The organism is Nostoc sp. (assembly GCF_036917935.1).
GTDB lineage: Bacteria > Cyanobacteriota > Cyanobacteriia > Cyanobacteriales > Nostocaceae > Nostoc.
Genome location: NZ_JBALEL010000062.1, coordinates 118,612 through 143,300, shown reverse-complemented (window position 1 = coordinate 143,300; position 24,689 = coordinate 118,612). Strand labels below are relative to the sequence as shown.

Sequence of the window (24,689 nt, the reverse complement as noted above, 5' to 3'; positions counted from 1 at the left end):
AGTAAAGGAAACACCCTCGACGGTATGGGCAAAGTTGCTCGGATGCTAATGACTACTCCATTTACAACAGTGCAAAGCTGGTGGAGAAAAACCTTTTCTACACCAACAACAAATGAAATCACTACTCTTTACAGAGCTTGGCGTAACCGTTTTTTGTGGCAGAGATTACGTTTATGGTTATGGCTGGCATTGATCTGTCTGTTGTCTTTTACTTTGCGAGACATTTATGGCCTGTTTTTTCCTTTTGCAGAGTTGCAGCAGCTGCCAGAAGTACTTAGAACTCAGCGCCTGGTAATTAATGTTTCAATGCTTGCAAGTATAATTATTTGCTTTGCCTTACATAAAACTAAATTAGGTCGTCATCGTCCAGATTTATTATTTTTGGGGTCTTCTTGGTCAATTAGTTTAGCGTCGCAGTTGTTTGCAACTATCAGAGGTTTCGCACTACCCGATACCGTCGGATGGTCGCTGCTGTTCTTGAGCCAAGCTGTGTTGATGCCCGTCTGTTGGATTCTTCACTTGCTGACTCAAGTGAGTGTGCTGATTTACTATTTTGGTGTAAATACGGCACTTGGGCTAAAAACACCAATCCCCGAACACCCAGAAATATATAATGTAACGTTCATTTTATACATTTTTTGGTTTTGTACTATATGTGATATCGGTGTTTATCTGTACGATCGCCTGCAATGTTCTGAATTTTACGCCCGTCAAGAACTGGAATCTGCCTACCAAAAACTCAAGGTTGCAGAAGCTAAATATCGCAGCATTTTTGAAAACGCCGTTGAAGGGATTTTTCAAAGCAGTCCCGATGGACGTTACATTACGGCAAATCCTGCTTTAGCCAGGATTTATGGCTACTCCTTAGCGCCGGAGATGACAGCAAATTTCACTGATATTCAACAATTGTACGTTGATCCGAACCGTCGGGCAGAATTTGTACGCCTGATGGAAAAGTATGGCAGCGTTTCCGAGTTCGAGTCGCAAATTTATCGCCAAGACGGGAGTATTGTCTGGATTTCAGAAAAAGCCTACGCAGTCCGTGACGAACATCTTAAACTGCTTTACTACGAAGGTTTGATTGAAGACATTACCCAGCGCAAGCAAACTGAAGAAGAACTACGAGTATTTTTCCATGCAGTTTCCCACGACTTACGCAACCCAGTGCTGGGTACTTTAATGGTGCTGAAGAATTTGCTCAATAGCGGGGGATCGGGGACTGGGAATCAAGGACAAGGGGGAATTATTGAAGAAGTCTCTTCCCAATCCCTAATCCCTGTTTCACGGTCAATTTTAGAGCGGATGATTCAAAGTAGCGATCGCCAACTGAACTTAATTAATTCGTTGATGGAAGCTCATCTCAGCGAATTACAAGGTGTTATTTTACAGCGTCAAGCCGTACAATTACTGACAGTTGTCGAAGCTGCGATCGCTGATTTAGAGCCATTGCTGACACAAAATCAAGCAACTTTGACAAATCTGGTATCCGCAGATTTGCCATTAGTGAATGCTGATCCAACGCAACTATGGCGAGTTTTTTCTAACTTAATCGTCAACGCTCTGAAACATAATCCCCCAGAATTGCTTTTGACAATCAATGCTACCCGTAAGGATGACATGATTTATTGTACTGTTAGTGATAATGGCGTGGGAATTAGTCAACAACAAAGCGATCGGCTTTTTGACCTTTACTTTCGGGGTACAAGTATCGGCAATTCTGTAGGTTTGGGATTAGGGTTGTATCTATGTAAGCAAATGATCCATGCTCATGGCGGCGAAATTGGTGTGAACAGTGCATTGGATGCAGGTGCAACATTTTGGTTTACATTGCCAGTTATAGCAAAGTGCTGAGTATAAGCCCAGTTATTTCAAGGCTTTGAGCAATCAACACTGTCCTAACATATCTGACTACAGCTATATGTAATGTCCGGGTAATTAGTTACGTTCCCACAGTCATTGCACCCCACACGCCAGTTGCTTGCCGGGTGTATGACGAATCACTCTTTTTATAAAGCCCTCAGATGACGACTTCGCACCCGTTCAGGACTACCAGTAGGAATCGCCGCAATTAATTTTTGCGTGTATTCCTGTTTGGGTTCTTGGTAAATACTTTCGGCTGTCCCTTCTTCAACAATTTGACCGCGATTCATCACTAAAATGCGATCGCTCATAAATTTCACTACACTTAAATCGTGAGAAATAAAAATATAAGTAAGCTGAAAGTCTGACTGTAATTCTTTGAGAAGATTTAATACCTGCGCCTGTACTGAAACATCCAGCGCTGAAACTGATTCATCACAGATAATAAATTTAGGGTTTAACGCCAAAGAACGGGCTATGCAAATCCGTTGGCGTTGACCACCAGAAAACTGATGCGGATAGCGGTTAACGGCATCTGCACTCAACCCCACCCGTTCTAAAAGTTCCACTACTCGCTGGCGTCGTTGTTGCTTGCTTTTGCCAACGGCGTGAATTACCAAAGGTTCCATCACCGCGTCCCCAACCTTCATCCGGGGGTCAAGGGAACTGAAAGGATTTTGGAAGACTATTTGCATTTCCCGCCGCAGTTTTTGCAACGCTTCTCCTTTGAGGCTAGTAATATCTTGTTTCTCAAAGATAATCTGACCACTCATCGGTTCAATTAATCGCAGCAAGGTTCTGCCAAGGGTGGTTTTGCCGCAACCAGATTCTCCCACCAAACCGAGTGTTTCCCCTGGTTTGACATCAAAAGAAACGCCATTAACTGCCATATTGTAGCGTTTTGTACCACCAAACACCCCCCGCACCGGAAAACCAACTTTCAGATTGCGGATTTGCAGCAGGGGTTCCAATTCATTAAAGTTTGCCAATCTTGCAGTAATCTCTTCAGTAGTGATTTCTGTAGGTTGTGCGGGTTCTTTCGCTTGAATTACTACTTGTCCCGTTGGTGTCTCTTCTGCACTCATGTAGTCGGAAACGGTGAGTAATTTTTGAGGACGGCGGTCAAGTGAGGGGCGGCAAGCGATCAAACCTTTAGTATATGGATGCTGGGGACTGCTGAAAATTTCCTCAGAAGCACCAGATTCGACAACTTTACCTCTATACATCACCGCTACTTCGTCAGCAATTTCCGAAATTAGCCCCAAGTCGTGGGTGATGAAAATCATTGCCATGTCACGGCTTTGTTGCAATTCTCGGATTAACTCCAAAATTGTTGCTTGCACCGTCACATCTAAGGCTGTGGTTGGTTCATCGGCAATTAAGATTAATGGGTTGCAAGAAATTGCCATTGCAATCATCACCCGTTGCAACTGACCCCCAGAAAGTTGATGAGGGTAGCGTTCCAGCATCGCTTCTTTGTTTTGTTTAACCAACTGTGGTAACTTTGATGGATCTAGTTTCGATGAGGTTTCGGTATACTGCTGTTGGATCTCCTCATCGCTAGGTAAAAGTTTAACTTCTTGCAGACCTGCGATCGCAATTTGTCGGGCTTGGGCTGCTGACACATTTTGATGCCGCATAATCGCTTCTATTAGCTGAAACCCGATGTTATAAACCGGATTGAGGGAACTCATCGGTTCTTGAAAAATCATGGCAATATCGCCACCCCGATGTAGCTGCATTTGCTCAGAAGGCAATTTTACCAAATCGATGGCGTTAGCATTCTCCTGCGGACGAAACCAGATTTCACCGCCAGTAACTATACCCGGAGTTTGCAACAAACCCATCACAGCAAGGGCTGTCACTGATTTACCACTTCCCGACTCTCCTACTATTCCTAGAGTCTCGCCTCGATGCAGCGCAAAGGAAATACCATCCAAAGCTCTGTTAATGTTGCCATCACCGGGAAATTCAACTTGGAGATTGCGAACCTCTAGGACAGTTTCTCTCATAGGAGTTGGGTAGGTATTATAACTTAAATTATTTGGATTTTAACAATAGTTTTGATGGTATGTGTTGGTAAATTTGGTTTTTACACTCTTTGGCAGTTTTTCACATACTTCCACAATATACACGCATTTGCGATGTATCACTGCTCGTGATTTAGGGAAATTGCGATCGGTTGATGGTATCCTCTCTTTTCAGAGTTACAGTTAGTATTTAAGTTGAGAGATTACACGAGTTTATCTCCACCCCAAGGTAAATTTTGAATTTTGTATCAGAAATTAGATAAAAGAGTCAATAAATGGTTAAGCCCAAACAGATTATTGAAGATATCCGTAAAAACACTTATGGCATTGGTTTACAAACTGACCAAGCCGCTCAAGGAGTTATTGACAACATCAGAAGAAGTCTGAACAGCGCACTTGAACGACTTTCAGTAGACCTTTATTCTAAAGAAACTCATTTTGTTTTAGAACTTATTCAAAATGCAGATGATAACCAGTATCAAAGTGGAGTAATTCCTACACTAAACTTGACAATAGAACCGCAAAAAATTATTGTTCAAAACAATGAGCTTGGATTTAGTGAGGATAATGTCAGAGCCATCTGTAATGTAGGACGTAGTACAAAAACTAAGGTAGAAGGATACATTGGTGAAAAAGGAATAGGATTTAAATCTGTATTCCGTATCAGTAATGAACCTCAAATCTTTTCCAATGGATTTCAGTTCCATTTTAAGCGCCAAGATAATGAGAATCAACTGGGATTTGTTACTCCTTACTGGATTGAAGCAATTCCTAAATATGTTGATTCAACTTTAACCAATATTATTTTACCACTTCGAGAATCAGCTAAAGATGAGTTAGGTAAGTTAGGTGAAGTTGAACATACATTAATTCTCTTTCTCCGCCAACTTAAAACTGTCACAATCGAGAATAGAGTTAATAATGAATCTCACCAAATCACACGCTTAGATAAGGATGGGAAGATAGAAATACAAGAAAATAAAGAATTTGGATTAGAAAAACATTGCTATAGATTGGTTAAAAAAGGTTTAATTGTACCCGAATATATTCAAGAATCTAAAAGAGAAAATGTCAAATCTACTGAGCTAATTGTTGCGTTTAAATTGAAAGAGGATGATTCAGCAGATGCAAGATTAGAACAAAAAATTTTTGCTTTTCTTCCCACTCGTAGCTACGGATTTAAGTTTCTGATTCAAGCTGATTTTTTAGTTCCAGCTAACCGGGAAGATATTCATAAAGATACACAATGGAATAAATGGATCAGAGATAACATTGCAACTACATTTTTACTAGCTGTAGAGGAATTTAAACAAGATAGTAATCTGCAAAAAACCTATTATAACTATATTCCACTAAATAGCGAAATTAAGGATGAGTTTTTTATTCCTGTAGTTAGCGAGATTCACAATAAACTAAAAGCTAGTAAATGTATTTTAACTGAATCAGAAAAATGGCAAATTCCTTCTCATGTTGTGCAGGTAGATGAGCCAATTAGAAAGTTAATTTCTAATGCTGATTTGCAACAACTACTCAACAAAGAGTATATCCACCCTGAAGTTAAGGCTAAAACCTCCATTCTGGAATCTCTTGGAGTTAAAAAATTTAGCTTTGATGATTTATTGCAGTGTTTACAAAACAATCAATGGTTACAAAAACAGAGTGATGATTGGTTGATAAATCTCTATATTTATTTAAAGAATTGTAATTTAAATGATTACTCTGAATTACCAAGAATTAAGAACTTGAAGATTATTCGCTTAGAAAATAACCAATTAGCTTCAATTGCTGAGACATCAATATTTTTTCCATTTAATAATGTTGGAGAATATAGTTTTGAACTGGAATTTATTAAAAGAACGCTTTTAGAGCCAAATTATAAGACTGCTGTAATAGAATTTCTCAAAAAATTGGGTGTTCAGAATGCTTCCTGTTATGAAATTATAGATAATCATATCTTACCCCTTTATAAAGGAGATAGTTGGAAAAGTAAAGTCAATCAGCTTTTAGGATATATTTGTTACATTAAAGACAATTTATCAGAATACGAAAAAGAGTTTAATAAAATAAAAAATCCTTATTCTTACTCGTATTCCAAAGAAGATCCTCTAAAAAGCTTGAAAGAATCGCTATTGATAAAAACAGATAAAAATGACTATTCTCGCCCAGTAAATGTTTACCTTCCTGCTAGTTATGGGAATCCAAATGAATTGGAAACATTATTATCAGGAATACAAGATGTTCGGTTTCTATCCCCAGAGTATATTCAAGATTTAATGCAAATTAAAAATCCTAGCGAAAAAGCAGAAAAAATTAGAGGGTGGAGAGAGTTTTTTATTAAGCTAGGAGTACATACTGTACCAAAAATAGATGTCAAAATACAAACTGCACGTGGACGGTCTAATCAAAAAAAATATTATTTAAAGGAATACCCTATTTATACTTCACTTCACATATTAAGAATCTTAGAAGCTAGAAATGTAGAAAAAAATCAGAAATTGGCTAAATTTTTGGATAGCAATTGGGACTATTATAAGCAATATAAATCTTGGCAACATTATGCTTATGCTAATGGTGGTTTTTATTCCGACAGTCCTAATGATGCAGACTGGTTTACCGCAATTAAAACAGCAGCTTGGCTTCCCACTACGAAAGGAAAATTAGCTAATGCTTCTGAAGTTTTTCTGGATAAAACAGAAACAGGCGCAATACTAGGAGATAGCGTTCCATACTTAGCCATTACTCTCAATAATCCAGATTTTATTAAGGACTTAGGAATAAAAGAAAAAATAACTGATTCCAAAGATTATGCTGATTTATTGCTGGCATTATCTCATAAAAAAGAGCTTGATGAAAAAGATGAGGAATTTGTTCTTAAAATTTATCAGGAATTGAATAAAGTTGGTATAAATTTAAAAGATTGGTGGAAACCCTTTATCATTGAGAGAATATTTTGGACAAATAAAAAAACATTCTGCACAGCTAGTAAAGTTTTGATAAATGATAATGATGAGGTTTATGAATTGTTTAAAGATAATCCTCAAATAGCTTTTCTCAAACTCCCTTCAAACTACTATCCTAAACTTCAACACTTCATCAAAGCGACTGGTATTCGCTATCTATCTCAGATTATTAAAATTGAGTTAGCAATTGGAGAAGTACCAAAAGTCGAGGAAGAAAGCCTAACTGAGCAGATTAAAGCTTTGATTCCTTACGTATTACGTTATCTTTACAAAATAGAATACCAAATTTACCAACAGCTTAAAACCAATCACACTCTAATACAACTCAAAAATTTAGTGTGTTATAGGGTGGAAAACCTGCAAATTAAATATCTTCTTGATCAGCAATCAGCTTATACTCAGAGAAGTGCTTTCTTGGATAATGGAAATCTCTACATTCAATCCAATAGCTTGTCAGATATGGATTATTTAGCCTTGGAAATTTCTCAATTATTTGGTAATCCAAAGGGGTTAGATGATTTCTTGATTTCGTTGTTTGAGAAAAGAAAATTAGGCAAAATTGACACCTTAATGAAAGTGAAAAATATTCCACCACTCCCTAATGAAGAAAAGCAGTGGTTTGAAAGCTCAAATATTTATCTAGGAGAAACTAACTTTATAGAAATAGCAGCAGAAAATGATAAACAAATTGAATTTACAGCTAACAAAGATCAAAAACTAGAACCAGATAACCGTTCCGTTAAATCAGACTTAATAACTATATATCCCAAAGATGAAGTATTTGATGATGCTCAATGGCAGCCTGAGTGTGAACCTAGAGAAATTATAGAACTTAAGACTATTCAATTGACAAATGCAAAAATTACATCTCAAGAATATCCTAGCACTGGAAAAGTTACTGAATCTATCATCACTCCATCTTTTGCTGAGTTAATCGAAGACGAAAGTATTTCAGATAAGACTACTTTTAGTAATAGCCAATCTGAATCAGCGCCACAAAAAATTATTCAATTAATTACAGAACTACGAATAATAGATAGAGATGAGCCAAATGAAAAGCCTAAAGCAAGCGGTATCTGGGGTGAGAAATTTGCTGTTGAATATTTAAGGCGAAAGTTCAGTGCTAAGTATCCCGAAGGAAAGTTAGAGGAAAATAAATACGGATTTTCTATCAAAATTAATAGTCAAGTACTAGTTGAAGTTCAGTGGCTAAATGAAGTTCAAGAAACAAAAGGATATGATATAAAATTAGTTGAAAATGGGCAGGAAGATTATATAGAGGTTAAGTCTAGTAAACCTGGTGCTAAGAAGTTGATAAAGCTATCAGGGAGTCAATGGAAATTGGCTTATGACTTGGGAGAAAACTTTCATATATATCGGGTTTATGATGCTGGAACTCAACAAGCTACACTTATTGATATTTCAAATCCCAACCAACTTTTCTCTGAAGGTAGTCTCCGTATAGATTCTGTTTCTCTTCGGATATAGAGCATATCTACCAGCAAGGATATGTCAAGGATAACTATATAAAAGGCAGATTTAAGCATGATTCAGACTATACTTCCAATCGTACTTACACAGCAAGAAAGAAAATTTGAAATAATCTGATGCAAGGTGATGAGTAAAAATTGCCCTGGCGATCGATCGCTAATCGTTTTGTAGAAATTGTCTAATCGTAATCCTTGTTGCTAAGTATATAATACTTCCAATTTGGACAGCGCGAGATAATCTAGAAATAGAGTCGTAAGATAAATATTATGCAAGCTTACAAACTTAAGGCAAAAATTGATTCAGCAGGTAACTTAGTGATTACCGAACCAGTGAATTTACCCCCCGGAGATGTGGAAGTGATTGTCTTGCAAGCTATTGATAAGCTTGACAATATTACAGTCCCAGCAAGTGAACCGCAGACAGAGACACCTAAAAGACGAACTAAAATCAATGCTTTGCAAAACTGGTTTGAGAAAACTCAGCCAGCACCTCCTGATTTTGATCCAGATCAAGCCAAATGGGAATATTTAAAGGATAAACATAACCTGTGAAAGTCTTGCTTGACACCAACATGATCGTGAGATATGCGCCTAATAATATATCATATTTTGGCGGAAATTGGCTAAATGTAAGATGCTGAGGCAATGGAAATAGAGATTAAAATAGAGTTAGTAAAGGTAGGATTTACTTGATTAGGAGGTTCTATGATGACTTTACAAGAAATTATTAATTCTATTGAAAATTTGCCCACAGAAGATCGAGAGTATTTATTTGAGTTTCTTCGCCAGCAACGAATTGAGAATCGGCGGGTTGAAATTTTGGCTAATGCTCAGGAAGTGATGCAGGCTTTTAAGGATGGGACAGCTCATAGGGGAAGCGTTGATGATTTGATCGCTGATTTACTAGGAGATGATGATGGAAGTTGTCTGGAGTAGTGGATTTAAGCGGTCTTTTAGGAAGATCACAAAGAAAAACCCGCAATTAAAGAATCAAATTGTTAAGGTATTAAGGCTTTTGGCAGATGATCCATTTACACCGTCTTTGAAGCCTCATAAGTTAACAGGAAATTTAGCGGGTTTGTGGTCTTGTTCTGTTGCTTATGATTGTAGAATTATTTTTAATTTATCTGAGGATGAGAAGTTGTTAGAAATGGTTATTTTATTGATTGATGTTGGCAGCCATGATGAAGTTTATTAAATTGTCAAATAGAGGCTGAAGCTTGGAATTTAGAGATTAAAATAGAGTTAGGAAATGTAGGATTTACTTGATTAGGAGGTTCTATGATGACTTTACAAGAAATTATTAATTCTATTGAAAGTTTGCCCACAGAAGAACGGGACTGAATTTGTCTAAGAGGATGTTTGAAAAGTATTTGGCTGTGATTTTAGGCACTTTGATCCCCCCTAACCCCCCTTAAAAAAGGGGGGCAACCTCTCTCAAAGTCCCCCTTCTTTAAGGGGAGCCACTGCGCCCTTGCGGTTTCCCGACTTGAAGCACGTGGCGTGGATTTAGGGGGATCTCAAAGTATTTGCTACCAAGAAGAGGACTTTTCAAACATCCTCTAAGGCGACATAAACTCGATCGCTAAACTAAGCGATGTCTCACGACAAGACGCAAAGCGTCAACGCAGACAAAAAAAATAGCACATCCTCAAGGATGGCTATTTGTAGAAATTATTAATTTGGCTTTTTGCTAAGTATGTAAGCAAATTAAATACACACTAAACAACTTTAGAAGGGAATATCATCTGGATCTGGTTCTTCCTGTTTCACTGCTGGATAAGTGGTGCGCTCATAATTTGTGGGTTGAGGTACGGGTTCGTAACTTGTCGCTTGGGTGGTAACGCCAACAGGATTTGTCGCCGGGGTAGGTGCTGGACGTGGTGACTCGTAACTGGGAACGTCTTTCTGTGGAGGACGAGATGCTGAAGGTGTTTGTGGTGGAGACGTTTCAGTAAATGATGGAGTTACGGTTGCTGAAGGCAATGGATCAGTATTAAAACTACCTCCAACAGATTGAATTTGTTGCACCGTCAATTCAGCGCGTTTTTCTTTAAAACCTTCTTGACGCTCAACAGTATTCATGGTTAAACGTCCTACCAAGATGACGCGATCGCCTTGGTGGTAGTTTTGCTGAATTTCTGTCGCTAAATTCCCCCAACCGACAACTTTCAGGGTGGCTGGCGGATCTTCTGGTTTCAGGGAATTGGGAAACTGCACCAGCATTTCCGTAACTCCCAGATTATCGGCTGTATAGCGCAGTTGCGGCTCGTTAATAATTTCCGCCATCAAAACGCAGCTGTTCATTAAAATTACTCCTGACTGCAAAAAGTGCTGATTGAAAAAGAGGGGGTTTTTCTATGTAGTGCCAATTAATATCTAGATATGTTTAATTGTTTGCATTTTTTAATAATGCCTGAGTTTTTAGTCCTTTCTAGCATAAAAGCCAAGCGTAGGCGTAGCCCGTCGTAGACATCGCTTTGAACAGCATTGAGTATGCCGATCGCCACCTTCGCTTGACTAAATGAGCATTTAATTCTGTATGGAGTAGTATGATTGTACCACCCATTCCTGAAATAGAAAAAATTATTGGCAAAAATTAAGTCTTGATGTGAGATCGAAAAACACCGAAGGCGATCAACCTTGCTGGAAGGTCGCGCAAGATGGGTAAGCGCAAAAATGCAGGTGGTACAAAGGTGCTATTTGAGGTGAGAACCGGGGCAAATACCCGCTTTTGGATAAAAGTTTGAAAGGCCTGAATGATGCGTGTGGGCAACTCCCGTTGACGTTGTACTTTTGCTAAGTCGCTAAGTTGTAGTTGTCGGTTCTTGAGCGGTTTGCTGAGTACATTCGCCGCGACTACAGCATCTTGAATCGCGTAGTTAATGCCAACTCCACCAACTGGAGACATTATATGAGCTGCATCACCGATGAGTAGCATTCCCGGATGATACCAGCGTTTTACAAGGCTGGACTCGACTGAGAGAAAAGCTATTTGTGACCAATCATCTAAATTTTGGATGCGTTGCTGGAATTCTGGCACCACTTCGACTACAGATTTTTTTAATTCCTCCAAACCCGCAGCCCGTAGTTGTTGATAGCCTCCTTTAGGAATGACATAGGCAACTTGCCACTCATCGCCACGGTCAAGCATGGCGATAATTTTACCTTGACCAAAGCGCCCCATTCCCCCCTCTGGGTCTTCTGGCTGACGCGGTAAGCGAAACCAGAGGATATCCATTGGCGGCGAGGTTTCGATGGATTCAAACTCACCCAGGTGGCGCAAACGTGAGTGGCGACCGTCTGCACCCACTGTCAGTATTGCCCGGATTTCATGCCAGCCACCGCCTCCCCGATAGCGGACACCTTGAATCACGCCATTTTCCGCAATTAATTCCTGTACATTCGCACCCATCACCAGTTGGAAACTAGGATATTTTTGGGCTTCTTGGGTGATGAACTCCAGGAATTTCACCTGGGGAAGCATCGTAATGTAGGGGTAGCGGGTTTTCAAATGACTAAAATCTGCCAAAGTGACAGTATCTTGAGGAGTTTGAAACCTAATTTGGCGCATTTTGGTATGGGGGAGTTCTAGCAAGCGATCGCTAAGTCCCAATTCCTCCATAATTTCCATCACCGATGGATGAATCGTATCGCCGCGAAAATCGCGATCAAAGTCTTTGTGTGCTTCCAGCAGCATCACAGAAATGCCTTGACGCGCTAACAACAGCGCCAAAACTGCTCCTGCCGGGCCTCCACCCACAATGCAACAATCTGTGGTTTGTCCGTCTACAATGTCATGGACAGGGTTAACGCTTGGGTCTTGGGAAAGATTTTTAGGTACATCGGTAGTCATAACAACACCTCCTGACAGCCCTAAGATTCAGAATAGTTTGCTTTTGATGATGCAAGCTGTTTTTTTAACTTTTCGTATTTACTTTGAACGTGTATTATGATGGGCGCTAAACTGTCATTAGTCATTGGTTATTAGTGATTTTCCCCCAATGCCCAATGCCCCATGCCCAATGACAATAATTAACAGTTGTGTCCCAAGTTGTTTTAGAAAACGTTTATAAAAGTTTTTCCTCGCGTAAAGGGGAAAGTGTTACCTCGCAAACCCAATCTCCCCTCACGCCTGGGGATAAAACTGATGCAGTGCAAGAGCGTGCGGGAAGTGTCAATGTTTTGCGGCGGATTAACCTAACGATCGCAGATGGCGAGTTTATGGTGCTGGTGGGGCCTTCTGGTTGTGGTAAAAGCACTCTGCTGCGGTTAATCGCTGGTTTGGAAGTGATGACTGGAGGTAATATCTGGGTAGGCGATCGCTTGATCAATGACCTACCACCCAAGGAACGCGACATCGCAATGGTGTTTCAAAATTACGCCCTTTATCCTCACATGACGGTGTATGATAACATCGCTTTTGGGTTACGCCGCCGTTTTGGGAGAGCAGGGGAAGCAGGGGGAGAAAATACTCCCTCATCTCCATATCTTCGGACGTGGGCAGAAAATCTTTTTGTGGGGGCGACCAGAAAGTTACCTAAAGGATTGCGCTACACTTCTGACAGAGAACGGGCGGTGGATGAACAGGTGCGTAGTGTTGCTCAACTGTTGCAAATCGAAACATTGCTGAATCGCTTACCCAAACAGCTTTCTGGGGGACAAAGACAACGGGTTGCATTGGGACGAGCGATCGCGCGTGACCCCCAAGTATTTTTAATGGATGAGCCGCTTTCTAACTTAGATGCCAAACTACGGGCAGAAACCCGCGCCCAAATTGTCAAATTGCAGCGCCAATTGGGAACAACGACAATTTACGTTACCCATGATCAAACTGAAGCGATGACAATGGGCGATCGCATTGCAATTATGTCTGAGGGTAAAATTCAACAAGTTGCTTCTCCTCTAGAACTTTACAACCGCCCTACCAATCTTTTTGTAGCAGAGTTCATTGGTTCACCACCGATGAATTTTATTCCTGTAGAATTTCATGCCCCACAGTTGATTACTCATTCCCACTTTCGTTTCACCCTCCCAGAAGTCTGGGGAAAAGCCTTACAAAAATATGATCAGAAAACTCTAATTTTAGGCATTCGTCCAGAACACTTGAACTTGAGTATGCCTGCCACCAAAAATCTACCAGTGCAAGTAGATTTGGTAGAAAATCTCGGCAACGATTCCTTTCTCGCTGTTAAGATTGCCGAACCGGGATCTCAACCTGCCACTACAGCCAATTACCTACAAGTACGAATACCACCAGACCGATTTGTACAACCTGGTGAGCAACTTTGGTTATCGCTAACTCCAGAAAAAATTCACTTCTTTGACCCGGAAACCGAGTTAGCGATATTTCCCTAAAATTAATCTTGGGAATTACCAAAGGATTGATGTGATCTTGGCAGGTAATTTTGCTAGCGATCACATCTCAAATAAGTCCTTATACTCCCTTCAAATCTTTTATTCTCATTTAGATTAATAGTTGAGTCTTACCTACGGACTTCGCAGGTATAGTTTATTATCTAAGCAGTCAACAATAGATATGGCTAACTCATGCATTACCTCTAAAGCTGCATCTTCATATTTTTGATACTCTTTTAGGTCTTTAATTATCATTTTTTGACCATGAGCAATATCATTTCTTCTACGGACTAATGTCCTAAGCTCGATTTGATATTGTTCAACAAGCGTACAATCAAGACAAACTTGCAATGAGTTTTCCCTAAATATATTAGGGTAAAGATTTGATTCAGTTTCTAATTTTATTTGAAAATCTATATTTTCTTCTAATAAGCTTTTCAAGCCTGTTTGAGTAAATTTCCAAAGATTTTCTAAAGATAAGTCTCCTTTTAGCTCCTTAAATTGCTTTTGCAGTGAAAGTCTAGCTATTTCATCTTTACACTCTTTTCTCTTTACACCTGAGTTTTTAAGTTCATCAAGGTATAAATCCCATGCGAACTTGCAGAAGCCTTCATAATGTGCATAAAGTAGTGCCCACATCGCACGTAAAAGTACTTGGTGCATAACAGAACCATTAGTTGCTTTAATTACCTGTGACTTCAATGACGCAAGTTCTGCCTGTCTCCAATCTAAATCATCTTCCAGTTGTTTATCCCAATTACTCATTTACCAATTCCAATAGAGCATTTTTAATAGTATTAATTCTACCTAAAAGAGAAGCTCTTTTATTAGCTCCTGAACCTGTATAGTTTCTAAATAATTCACTTTGAACTGTATCAATTACTTTCTGTTTTACTACATTAGTTGGCACATTACGGATTTGATCCAGTGCATTCAAAGTACCTACTGTAATAGCTTCATAATAGGCAGGAGCAAGACCTCCAATTGGGTTATTTCCCCTATATTTCACAAATGCCTCTTCTCCTAAAGAATTACTTAGAAATGTAAAGAGTCTATCAAATTGTTCCTCTTCATTTTCATAGTCAAAATCTATTTGTTTTAGTATTATGTTTTCCAAGTAATTATCAAGCCAATCCCGAACACTACCTTTAAACAAATTTTGAGCATTCTTAGTAGCAAGAAATCTCAAAATAAGTTCTTCATCACCTTTCTTCTCTTTCTCAACTGGTGCTAGGGTTTGTGTGCAGTTAATAAAAGCAGGATGAGAAGCTTTTTTTTGTATGAAAGTATAGAAGTTAATGCCGTCATCTCCTACCATTCTGGCAGAACAATTGCGTATCTCTTGAGGATCTAAAATTTCTCCACCCGTATTTAAACGTTTAAACATTGCATATCTCAAAAAAGACTTACTTTGCCTTTTGATAACAACTGTTCTAACTGATGAGCGTTTAATTGTCAGCCTAAGCCTAATGGGCAAGTCTTCAAACTTTTTTCCATCTAAATCTTTAACTAAATCACAGCCTTGGAGAACTAAAGATTCTAAGTTTAACACTGATGGATTAATAAATTGAATAACTGAACTGACTCGTTGCAAACCATCAATCAGCTCTAGTACACCATCAGTTCTCTCTATAACGAAAATTTGAGGTATGGGTAGCTCTAGGAGAATAGATTCAATTAGGCGTGATTTTTGTGCATCTGACCACCTGAAGAGACGTTGGTATTCTGGTTGAATTACAAGCTCTTTGTTAGAGTATAAATTCACAATTTCTCCGAAGCTTAAGTCTAAAGATTCAGTACGGACTTCACCAATTTTCTCATCTATAATATCTTCAAGGGTAGTCATAAATTTTCAACCTTTTACTAAATCACTAGCTGGTTAATCAAAAGCATAACTTTAAACTATTGGGACATCATATACTTGCCGAATAGCGTCAGCAAAGAGAGTATATACTGACTCAACATATTTAGTCATAACTTAATTTATAAAGCCCGTTACACAAAACAGTACAGCATTTGCAGCGTTCAGCCTAGCAAAGAGTCTTACAAGTAAGATCCGAAAAGCATAATAGGACATGGAGATGCTGCAACATAAAGCTAACATCTCCTATTTTGGAATCAGTTCAGGATTACTCAGGTATAAATTCACTTTTTCTACCAATTCTGCTACATTTTCCTTACGGAAAAACTCGGTCATTCTACGGCTTTTAGGTTTAACAGGAAGCACTTGAAAATTAGATACCTCCTGTGCTGCTTGCTCTAAAATGGTTCGATATGCTTTGCTAGTGGCATAACCAATACAAACATGATAATGGTCACTGTGACGCTTCAAATAACCTACTAGGCGCTCCGTGACTAAAGAAATTTGTGCTTTATCAAGCGGGTCTAAACGAAAGTCATATCCCATAACAGCTTCATAAGCCTCATATTTTTCTGGAACTGGGCCATATAATCCTGATAGTGTAACCTTATCTACTGATGTTGTTACATCACCCAAAGCTTTCTCTATTCGTTCCGTAATGAAGCGATGGGAGCGAGATTTAGAATAGGGCTTTTCTCCAGAACAAGGAATTATCAGCAGTATATGCTTACCAGAGAGCGGTGCATAGCCATTGTTCAAAACATTAAAGTCATCAGGTTTATATTTCAGAGAAATAACCTGTTCATTCTTTTTGAACTCTTGTTTTTTAGAAACTGATATTAGTGTACGTGACAGCCTAATTTTTAACTCAATATCCTCAGAAGCGATCGCATCTATTGCAGGTTGAAGATGCTTCAGCTTTTTTATGTGTTCAATAAGATATTCCTGTAAATAATCTGCTTCTATAGCCTCTCTAGTTTGATCAACAATACGAAAATCCATTTCTAGGTTATGTAAAGCAATGTCGGCATAATATTTGCTTTTATAATGACCATTATGAACTGGTTTACCACTAACTTCGGATATCAATGCATCTTGGATATGTTCTAAATTTGCTTGTTGACAAACACGGCAATTACAAGTCAATTCTTCCATTTCCAATACTGGCTGTGGTCTCATTGTTTCACGATTAATGTAGCTCAAGCTCCTCGTTTCCTGAACATAACTGCTAGAGTCAAAGCTATCCACTCCTAAATAAGCTAATATCGGAATTAAACTACCAGTTATACCAAATACATGAATAGGTGTTATATTTTTTTTATGAGCAGGAATGCTATCTTGTAAGCCCTTAATCAAATCAACAATTATCGTAGTTTTATGAGCGCCTCGTAGTGGCACTAATGAGCCAACTGCTAATCCAAAATTATAATACTTTAACTCCTCTTTTTCAGCCTCATCGAATACCTGTCTGACATAATTGCTCATGCTATCTCTATCTTGACCATGAGCAGCAACATAAAGAAAAGGTTTCCAGTGAGATGGTTTTTGTAGTAATCGAGCAGCAGCAATAGCATTGTCTAAGCTTTTTTGCATACGTTCTTTTGCTTCAGACGCTGCTAGTTTTGGAGGTAAAGGATAGTCTAATGTAGCGATGATGTCTCCACCAAAGTTCTCTTGTAACTTCAATATAGACTGGAAACCTTGTCCATCTTCCATAGACAGACCATAGGCAGATAAATCTATACTATTATTCCAAAGAAGTTTGAAACCACCAGAATCAAGAAATATTGGAGCAGTATATTCCACAGGAAGACAGACATCCTCAAGATAACGCCGTTTAATGCCCAGATTTCGCCAAGTTGCCAACGCGTTTTGCTTCTTCGGGATGAAATCTAAGAAGTGAAGTACCTGAGACATCACTGGCAAATTGCGACGCAAAAGACCATTAGAATGATCTGCTTGTAAAATGTACTTCCACAAACCTCCACCATTTGCTGTTGTCCCAGTGATTAAAGATACTACTGGAAACAAAAGAGGAGTACGAAAATTTTGTCCGTTGTAACTGAGTCTGCCTACACGACCATTTTGCGAGACTTTTTCAACTACATATTCTAAATATGTCATGAAGTTGCTTCTTCTTCGAGAAAGCAAAAATATAGAACAGATTATGATTCTGTCCTATGGTAAGTGAGCAAAAACATTTATTTGACCATAGTTAATATAGCAGCAAAATTTTCATGCACTTCTAAGAGGGACTTCAATCTCTTCAGCCCGCCATACAGCATAGGCAAGTGCCTCATAGATGTCGGCTTCTTCGAGGTAGGGATATGCTTTGAGAATGTCGCTATTACTGTGTCCAGATGCCATTAACCCGACGACAGTACCAACGGTGACACGCATTCCCCGAATGCAGGGTTTGCCACCCATCACTTCAGGATTACGAGTAATTCTGGTGAGATTTTGCATAGCTGTTGCAGAGTGGGGGTGAGGTTAGTGGATTGATAAACCAAAAATAACTGCGTCAATCTTTTTTATTATCGAACCTTTACCACCTTTCAGGCTAACTGATTGCTAATCTTAAAATAGATTCCGAAGGGAGAATAAAGTATGCCAGAAATTAGTCGTTTTTTCGGGATGATCATCACTATGTATTACAATGACCATCCGCCCCCACATTTTCACGTAAGATACAATCAACAAAAAGCCATTATTAGCATTGAAACCTTAGAAATTTTAGAAGGTAAACTTAGCTCTAGAGCTTTTAAACTGATATCAGAATGGGCGACTTTACATCAAAGCGAATTGATGGAAAACTGGGAACGAGCTAGAAACAATCAAATCCTCAATAACGTCTTACCATTGGAGTAGTAAAATATGTTAAAAGATATTATTGCAGTAGAAGCAAGAGAAAATTATCAACTATATATCCGTTTTGAAGACGAGATGGAAGGAATAGTTGATATTAGTAAGCTGATCAAATTTACAGGTGTTTTTAAACCTTTGCAAGATAAAAAATACTTTGCTCAGGTTGAACTAAACCACGAAGTAGGAACAATCCAATGGCAATCAGGAGCCGACCTCGATCCAGATGTTCTCTATGCAGTGATTAGCAATCAGCCTATTCCTAACTATAAGTTAAGTCGTAGTACATGACAGCAAAAATCTTTAATTAGCGATCGCTCCACCACTGCCAAATGCGATCGCACTCTTGTATCTCACTGAATGCTTAATCATTTTACTAATTTGTAGAAGTGGTCAATGATAGTGCAGATGCTTCCAGTAAATGCGGATGGTGGTGTTGCCAAAAATTCAAAATCTCTTCGCCAACCTCTTGAGGATAGAAGTAGTGAAAAAAATGATACCCTTGTGGACATTCCCAGAGCTTATCTTCTGGCTTCAACCAATTCAACCAGTCATGCAATGCAGGTGGGTTGACTACCGGATCGCTCTTACTACCACATACCATCATTGGCATAGAAACTCCACCCTTGGGTAAATAAACCAACTTAAATAAAGAGTGTGACGAGGGAGATTGTTCTAAATCTTTATCTAAGGCAGCTACTAACTTCTTAGTAGTGTGAGGCGGTTGATTTCCAAAAAGACTACGAACGCTGCTTGCTAAAACTAGTTCGCGGCTGATGCTAAAAAGTTGTCGTTGAAAGTAATAGTGAGCGTGCCAATTGTTTGCAGGTTGAGCTGCTACAGCCAGCAGAGTGAGCGATCGCACTCTTTGGGGAAATCGCCGGGCAAAGGTTAAGGCGATCGCACCACCCATCCCATGACCTGCTAGATGCACGGGGCGATCGCGCCATTCTAAAAAGTCATATAGCAACTCCACAGCTTGATCTATGGAACTGACTTCATCTTTGGTTTGCTGGTATTCCCACTGGGCGACGCTTATATACCCAGATAAATATTCAAGTAATGGTTTATCAAAACGCTGCAAAACAGGACTGGCACTTAACCACAAAACATCAAATGAATCAGACATAAATACCTATAACTTCTAAATTATCAATTCTAGTAGGGGCGTACAGCTAGCTGTGCGCCCCTAATCTCTACAAACCAAATTCTGTCTTCAACTGAGCTACCCAAGTTTTAATTCGCTGATCTGTGAGATCGGATTGACTACCTTCATCAAGTGCCAGTCCCACAAACTTGCCATTTTTCAAAGCTCTAGATTGATCAAAGTCATATCCTTCAGTTGGCCAATAGCCAACAGTTTTACCGCCTCTCTGGGAAATTTTTTCTTCCAGAATTCCCATTGCATCCTGAAAGTTATCGCTATAGCCATATTGGTCTCCATCACCAAAATAGGCAACCAGCTTACCACTAAAATTTATGTCATCCAGATCGGAAAAAAAGCTTTCCCAATCGCTCTGAAGTTTACCAATATCCCAAGTGGGAGAACCAATAATCAGCAATTCATACTCATCAAAAGTGGTAGTATCCGCCTCGTAAATGAGATGTAATGTTACAAGATCACCACCAAACTCATCCCGAATTTTTTCAGCATCAGATTCAGTGTTGCCAGTTTGAGTACCGTAAAACAGACCAATTTTTTTCGACATATTCTCACCTGATATATGGATTTGCGATTCTTCTTCCCTGCGGGACGCTGCGCGATCGCAATAATTTACGCAAGGATATTTATTTGCTTTGTACGTAAGCTTTAGACAAGTTCATGCAACTCAAAAAAACAAACTGCTATTGGTTAACACCAAGAAGGCAAACAAAGCTCCTCCACAGCTACCTACCGTCCACCCAGCATTGAATTCACTCCAAGACTTAGCTGTTTTCATGTTTTCTGGTAGCTCCCCTTGGGGAGGTTTGCCCCCTTGGAACGATACGCTGCCGTACAGCCACAGACAAATCGATAAAATCAACAGCAGACCGATTGTCGCCAGTAAACCGGCTCCCAGACCCAGCAATACTAGATGAATACCCAGAATAGTAGTCATTTTATTAGCATCTTCCCAGCGATAGCCAAAGAAGGAAAATCGCTCTTCTAAGATGGCGGGGCCACGTAGGGCATGAAAGATGCCACCAAGTCCCAGGAAGGCGGAGCTAATTAGGTGCAATACTCCAATGACGAAGTAGGGATAGGTATCTAGTATTTGTCCACCACTTCCTACACCCCAGCCGAGGGTTGCTAAATGGGGCAATAGAATCAACCCCTGTTCGTACATTGGTTGCGCTCGGTTAAAGTGGGCAAGTTCAAAAAGGGTTGTTGCACCAGCCCAGAGAACAATTAACCCTGCATGAGCAACGTGAGCGCCCAAAAGTCGCCCTGAGAGGTTGGTTAATCGGGCGTTCCCTGCCCACCAGGGAATGAACTCCGGTGTTTGAACAGCCATCCTTGTCATGACATTACCTCCTGAGAAGTTTGCAAATAGCTGAGATATATTATGGCTTAATGAATATCTATATCAATAAGCTTGAAGATATACTATCAGACTTATTGCGAATCTTTATTCTTTAACATGAGTAAACTTTTGTAAAGTATTTCAGGAAACAAACTGAAAACTAGATGAGACACCAAGAATTAAGCTGTTACGTATACAACTTGCATTATGAGGGCGGGCAAGATGCCCACCCCACAATCATATTGAAAAAATATTAGTGCAAATTAAAGGCGCAACAGCTTATCCGAGATTAATCGGGCAGAAGCCCCCACCGACTCGAACAGAAGCGGTGAGATGAATGCCCGAACAAAAAGGATTTCTAATTTACCCTCCATCTACTCAAACTAAGTGCCTTACGATATCCTCACAAAATGTTACTGATAATTACTGGTTACAAAAAATACTTCGGTCAAGCAAGGTTGAGAGAGTAAGTTTTGTGTGTATTTATGAAATTAATCCAAATACTAAAAATAGCTGTAATTCCTGTTTTGACTGTACTGAGCTTGTTGTCTGCATCAAACAAAGTACTAGCTGACTATTTAACTAGTCAGGGGTCAGGAGGTTATTACCGTTATGAATTATGGTCTACCGATGATAATAGTCATTACTACTTGAAAATTTGGCAAAATGAAGCAAGTCCAACAAGTAAGTCATACTCTACCACTAGTAGTTTTACCTCTACTAGGGAAGCTTTAATTTATTTTGATTGCAATTACGCTGAGAGAAATTTACCAGAATGTCCTAGATAATAATTTGTAATCCCTCTCAGGATAATTCGTTATTGGTAATGGCGCTCTCTACAAGACACTGCGCGTAGCTGACTTCTAGGAGTACGCAGACTCGCTAACGTAATTCGTAATTGAATTCTTTAATTACGAATTACGAATTACGAATTACGCTTCGGCGGGTTGATATTCTTGTTGTCTTTCCACAAACGCCTGAACACGGGTGCGGTAGTTTCTCACAGTCTCATCTACCCATTCGCGATCGTTGCTATTTGCATACAAATGCACCAGTGGTTCGCTGGCATCTGGTAAAACTAACAGCCAACTGTCATCATAGGGTTGACAAATTTTCACTCCATCGATGAGTTCTAAGTTTTGGGCTGGGTGAGTTTCCACCAAGTAACGCATCAAAGCACCCTTGGCTGTCCACGGGCAGCGGATTGTATAAGTTTTGTGAATTACACGGGGCAATTCCGCTCGCGCAGAAGCAAGCGATCGCTCCTGTATAGTCAACATCTCAATTATCTTCGCAATGCAGAACATGGAATCAAATCCTGGATGCAATTGCGGGAAAATAAAACCAGTCTCTCCACTACCTCCTAATACCACATTCGGGGTTTTTTGACAAGCCTCCATTAAAGCTGTAGGGTTGGCTTTAGTGCGAATCACTCTGCCATCATGGCGACGGGCGACTTGTTCAATAGCACTGGAAGCATGAACTGGTACTACTACAGTTCCTCTGGGGTTAGCCGTCAGAATCATGTCTACCATCAGTGCTGTTAAAGTTTCCCCACGAATTGGGTAGCCTGATTCATCAACTAAAATTAGCTGTTCTCCATTAGCTGATACTTGCACGCCAAAGTTAGCTTTCAATGCCTCCACTACATGACCTAACTGAGTCAGCAATCCTTCGCGGTCAGTGATTGACATCGCCGTTTTATTGACACTGGCATTCAGCACCACTGCATCAGCGCCAAATTTATCCAACATTTGGGGTAAAACTGCCCCCGACACCGCATAAACATAGTCAATCACCACTTTTGCCCGACTGTTGCGGAGTGTATCGACATGCAAAAGTTTCTCAAAAGCAGTGCAGTAACGGTCGATGACTTGGCTGGGGTAAGACACATCGCCAATTTCATGAATTAGCGCCCGCCGCATATCCTCCTTAAAGTAAGCCCCTTCAATTTTCTTTTCCAGGGCTTTGGAGATATTAATCCCCTTAGCATCCATGAATTCAATCAGAATGTAGTCAGGGCGATCGGGGTGTACCCGGACGTGGATACCACCGACTACCGACATTGTGGGTATAACTGTGCGGGCGATGGGGATAGCTGTGGCATCGAGGTTTTGAATATCAACACCTACTGACATTAAACCAGCAATCAGCGATCGCGTCACCATCCGAGAGACATTACGCTGGTCACGGGAAACCGTTACTTTAGAACCAGGTTTCAAGGTAGAACCGTAAGCAGATCCCAATTTCACAGCGAATTCTGGGGTGATGTCGATATTAGCTAATCCTTGGACACCACGTTGCCCAAATAAATTTCGTTGGGCAGTGTTCCCCCAAATCAAGTTAATGTTTAAAATTGCCCCTGACTCAATCTTTTTACTGGGCCAAACGCGCACACCAGGGCTAATTTGCGCTTCTTCTCCCACCGTAGAAAGCGAACCTACAACCGCAGCTTCTAATACTTGAGCGCGGCGATCTACACGAGTGCCACGGGAAATCACGCAGGCAGAAAGAGCTACTTCCTCGCCAATGAATGCCCCATTCCACACTATCGGACGTTTGAGATTAGCATCAGCGCCAATAGTGACATTATCCCCAATTACAGTTCCTGCCTCAATTTGTACTCTTGCCCCAATGCGGCAATTGTCACCAATCACTACTGGGGCTTCAATCACAGCCGTCTGGTCAATGTAAGTATTTTGGCCTACCCATAACTCATGGGAAACTTCTTTGTAGGCAAAATCTAGTTGCACTTTCCGATCTAACGCGTCATACTGAGCCTCGCGATAAGCATCTAAGTGACCAACATCACACCAGTAACCTTGAGCAATGTAACCATACATTGGCTCATCTTTTGCTAGTAGTAAGGGGAATAAGTCTTTGGAAAAGTCACATTCAACGTTTGCTGGCAGATATTCTAAAACTTCTGGTTCGAGAATGTAAGTACCAGTGTTGACGGTATCAGAAAAAATTTCACTACTAGAGGGTTTTTCTAAAAATCGCCGAATCCGGGCTTCCTCATCGGTAATCACCACTCCAAATTCAATCGGGTTGGGAACCCTGGTTAAAATCAAAGTAGCTTTTGACTTATTTTTTTTGTGAAATGCGATCGCTGCCGTCAGGTCAAAATCTGTTATGCTATCACCGCTAATCACTAAAAAAGTTTCATCAAGAAGTTCGGCAATGTTTTTCACACAGCCAGCTGTACCCAAAGGCTGATCTTCTTCGACGGCATAAGTCATCTGGACACCAAAATCGCTGCCATCTTGAAAATAGTCTCGCAAGACATCAGGTAAATAATGCAATGTCGCAATAACTTCTGTAATTTGATGTCGTTTGAGGAGATTGATAATATGTTCGGCAATTGGTCGATTTAGAATCGGCACCATCGGTTTGGGCAAATCGCAAGTTAACGGGCGAAGCCGCGTTCCCGAACCGCCTGCCATCAGTACTGCACGCATAAATAAATCCTCCTTAAATAGTTACAGCCTTCGCTGCTTCAAGATCCATGAGATATATTTTGTTCTTCTTTCTCTAGTCTGCTATGGATATTGATATTTGAGGAACTTCCACAAGATGCATATACATTGGGGCATGGGGGATTAGCAGGTTTGAGTTTCTAAGAGGATGTTTTAAAAGTGGTAAAAGTGGTCGGCTGTAATTTTAGGCACTTGTTGATCCCCCCAACCCCCCGATAAATTGGGGGGAAAGTCTCTAAAAGTCCCCCAATTTATCGGGGGATTTAGGGGGATCTAAAATGTTTT

General features: G+C 40.0%; 20 protein-coding genes and 1 pseudogene. 9 read left to right on the top strand and 12 right to left on the bottom strand.

Annotated features, from left to right (window positions below; genetic code table 11):
• The first annotated feature begins 48 nt into the window (after window positions 1–48).
• Window positions 49–1,851 (top strand): PAS domain-containing sensor histidine kinase, encoded by a 1,803-nt coding sequence (locus V7K62_RS27260; protein WP_334869850.1) that lies wholly within the window; start codon window positions 49–51, stop codon window positions 1,849–1,851.
• Window positions 1,852–2,006: 155 nt separating this feature from the next.
• On the opposite strand, the gene V7K62_RS27255 is transcribed toward V7K62_RS27260, so the two are convergent.
• Window positions 2,007–3,872, bottom strand: a complete 1,866-nt coding sequence (locus V7K62_RS27255) for an ABC transporter ATP-binding protein (protein WP_334869669.1) — start codon at window positions 3,870–3,872, stop codon at window positions 2,007–2,009.
• A 293-nt stretch (window positions 3,873–4,165) separates the two neighbouring features.
• Between V7K62_RS27255 and V7K62_RS27250 the strand changes: the two genes are divergently transcribed.
• The 4 genes from V7K62_RS27250 (at window position 4,166) to V7K62_RS27235 (ending at window position 9,538) form a co-directional block, all read left to right on the top strand.
• The gene (locus V7K62_RS27250) at window positions 4,166–8,338 is read left to right on the top strand and encodes a DUF3883 domain-containing protein (protein WP_334869667.1); all 4,173 of its coding nucleotides are present in this window, start codon (window positions 4,166–4,168) and stop codon (window positions 8,336–8,338) included.
• A gap of 269 nt (window positions 8,339–8,607) precedes the next feature.
• Window positions 8,608–8,892 carry a hypothetical protein gene (locus V7K62_RS27245; protein WP_334869665.1) on the top strand — a complete coding sequence of 95 codons (285 nt, stop codon included), beginning with the start codon at window positions 8,608–8,610 and terminating at the stop codon, window positions 8,890–8,892.
• Window positions 8,893–9,045: 153 nt separating this feature from the next.
• Window positions 9,046–9,276, top strand: coding sequence for a hypothetical protein (locus V7K62_RS27240; RefSeq protein WP_334869663.1), 231 nt, complete (start codon window positions 9,046–9,048; stop codon window positions 9,274–9,276).
• A complete protein-coding gene (locus tag V7K62_RS27235; RefSeq protein ID WP_334869849.1) occupies window positions 9,257–9,538 on the top strand; it encodes a type II toxin-antitoxin system RelE/ParE family toxin in 282 nt (93 codons plus the stop codon). The genes V7K62_RS27240 and V7K62_RS27235 overlap by 20 nt, the downstream gene beginning before the upstream one ends.
• Before the next feature lie 533 nt (window positions 9,539–10,071).
• On the opposite strand, the gene V7K62_RS27230 is transcribed toward V7K62_RS27235, so the two are convergent.
• From V7K62_RS27230 to V7K62_RS27220, 3 genes are all read right to left on the bottom strand, one after another.
• Window positions 10,072–10,647 (bottom strand): single-stranded DNA-binding protein, encoded by a 576-nt coding sequence (locus V7K62_RS27230; RefSeq protein ID WP_334869661.1) that lies wholly within the window; start codon window positions 10,645–10,647, stop codon window positions 10,072–10,074.
• Window positions 10,648–10,774: 127 nt separating this feature from the next.
• Window positions 10,775–10,936 carry a hypothetical protein gene (locus V7K62_RS27225; RefSeq protein ID WP_334869659.1) on the bottom strand — a complete coding sequence of 54 codons (162 nt, stop codon included), beginning with the start codon at window positions 10,934–10,936 and terminating at the stop codon, window positions 10,775–10,777.
• Between the two features lie 3 nt (window positions 10,937–10,939).
• Window positions 10,940–12,196 (bottom strand): FAD-dependent oxidoreductase, encoded by a 1,257-nt coding sequence (locus V7K62_RS27220; RefSeq protein WP_334869657.1) that lies wholly within the window; start codon window positions 12,194–12,196, stop codon window positions 10,940–10,942.
• A gap of 188 nt (window positions 12,197–12,384) precedes the next feature.
• Between V7K62_RS27220 and V7K62_RS31670 the strand changes: the two are divergent.
• Together V7K62_RS31670 and V7K62_RS31665 are read left to right on the top strand one after the other, a co-directional pair.
• Window positions 12,385–13,062 (top strand): annotated as a pseudogene (locus V7K62_RS31670) (ABC transporter ATP-binding protein); the annotation flags it as partial.
• Entirely contained in the window at window positions 13,060–13,698 is a 639-nt protein-coding gene (locus tag V7K62_RS31665) for an ABC transporter ATP-binding protein (protein ID WP_442937343.1), read from the top strand. The pseudogene V7K62_RS31670 and the gene V7K62_RS31665, both read left to right, overlap by 3 nt.
• A 132-nt stretch (window positions 13,699–13,830) precedes the next feature.
• Here the strand turns inward: V7K62_RS31665 and V7K62_RS27210 are convergent, their stop codons facing one another.
• From V7K62_RS27210 to V7K62_RS27195, 4 genes are all read right to left on the bottom strand, one after another.
• Entirely contained in the window at window positions 13,831–14,463 is a 633-nt protein-coding gene (locus V7K62_RS27210) for an MAE_28990/MAE_18760 family HEPN-like nuclease (RefSeq protein WP_334869653.1), read from the bottom strand.
• Entirely contained in the window at window positions 14,456–15,544 is a 1,089-nt protein-coding gene (locus tag V7K62_RS27205) for a DUF262 domain-containing protein (protein ID WP_334869651.1), read from the bottom strand. Before V7K62_RS27205 ends, V7K62_RS27210 begins: the two co-directional genes overlap by 8 nt.
• A 261-nt stretch (window positions 15,545–15,805) precedes the next feature.
• A complete protein-coding gene (locus tag V7K62_RS27200; protein WP_334869649.1) occupies window positions 15,806–17,683 on the bottom strand; it encodes a tRNA-guanine transglycosylase in 1,878 nt (625 codons plus the stop codon).
• A 111-nt stretch (window positions 17,684–17,794) separates the two neighbouring features.
• Complete coding sequence (locus tag V7K62_RS27195) at window positions 17,795–18,025, bottom strand: DUF433 domain-containing protein (protein WP_334869647.1); 231 nt, start codon at window positions 18,023–18,025, stop codon at window positions 17,795–17,797.
• Window positions 18,026–18,166: 141 nt separating this feature from the next.
• Between V7K62_RS27195 and V7K62_RS27190 the strand changes: the two genes are divergently transcribed.
• Window positions 18,167–18,427, top strand: coding sequence for a DUF4160 domain-containing protein (locus tag V7K62_RS27190; RefSeq protein ID WP_334869645.1), 261 nt, complete (start codon window positions 18,167–18,169; stop codon window positions 18,425–18,427).
• A gap of 6 nt (window positions 18,428–18,433) precedes the next feature.
• Window positions 18,434–18,712, top strand: coding sequence for a DUF2442 domain-containing protein (locus tag V7K62_RS27185; protein ID WP_334869643.1), 279 nt, complete (start codon window positions 18,434–18,436; stop codon window positions 18,710–18,712).
• 85 nt (window positions 18,713–18,797) lie between these two features.
• Here V7K62_RS27185 and V7K62_RS27180 read toward each other — a convergent pair whose 3' ends face one another.
• From V7K62_RS27180 to V7K62_RS27165, 4 genes are all read right to left on the bottom strand, one after another.
• Window positions 18,798–19,550, bottom strand: coding sequence for an alpha/beta fold hydrolase (locus V7K62_RS27180; RefSeq protein WP_334869641.1), 753 nt, complete (start codon window positions 19,548–19,550; stop codon window positions 18,798–18,800).
• A 67-nt stretch (window positions 19,551–19,617) separates the two neighbouring features.
• Window positions 19,618–20,130: a flavodoxin FldA gene (gene fldA, locus V7K62_RS27175; protein ID WP_334869639.1), complete on the bottom strand. Its 513-nt coding sequence runs from the start codon at window positions 20,128–20,130 to the stop codon at window positions 19,618–19,620.
• 120 nt (window positions 20,131–20,250) lie between these two features.
• Window positions 20,251–20,916, bottom strand: a complete 666-nt coding sequence (locus V7K62_RS27170) for a photosystem I reaction center subunit XI (protein WP_334869848.1) — start codon at window positions 20,914–20,916, stop codon at window positions 20,251–20,253.
• A gap of 941 nt (window positions 20,917–21,857) precedes the next feature.
• Entirely contained in the window at window positions 21,858–24,386 is a 2,529-nt protein-coding gene (locus tag V7K62_RS27165; RefSeq protein WP_334869637.1) for a mannose-1-phosphate guanyltransferase, read from the bottom strand.
• Window positions 24,387–24,689: the final 303 nt, after the last annotated feature.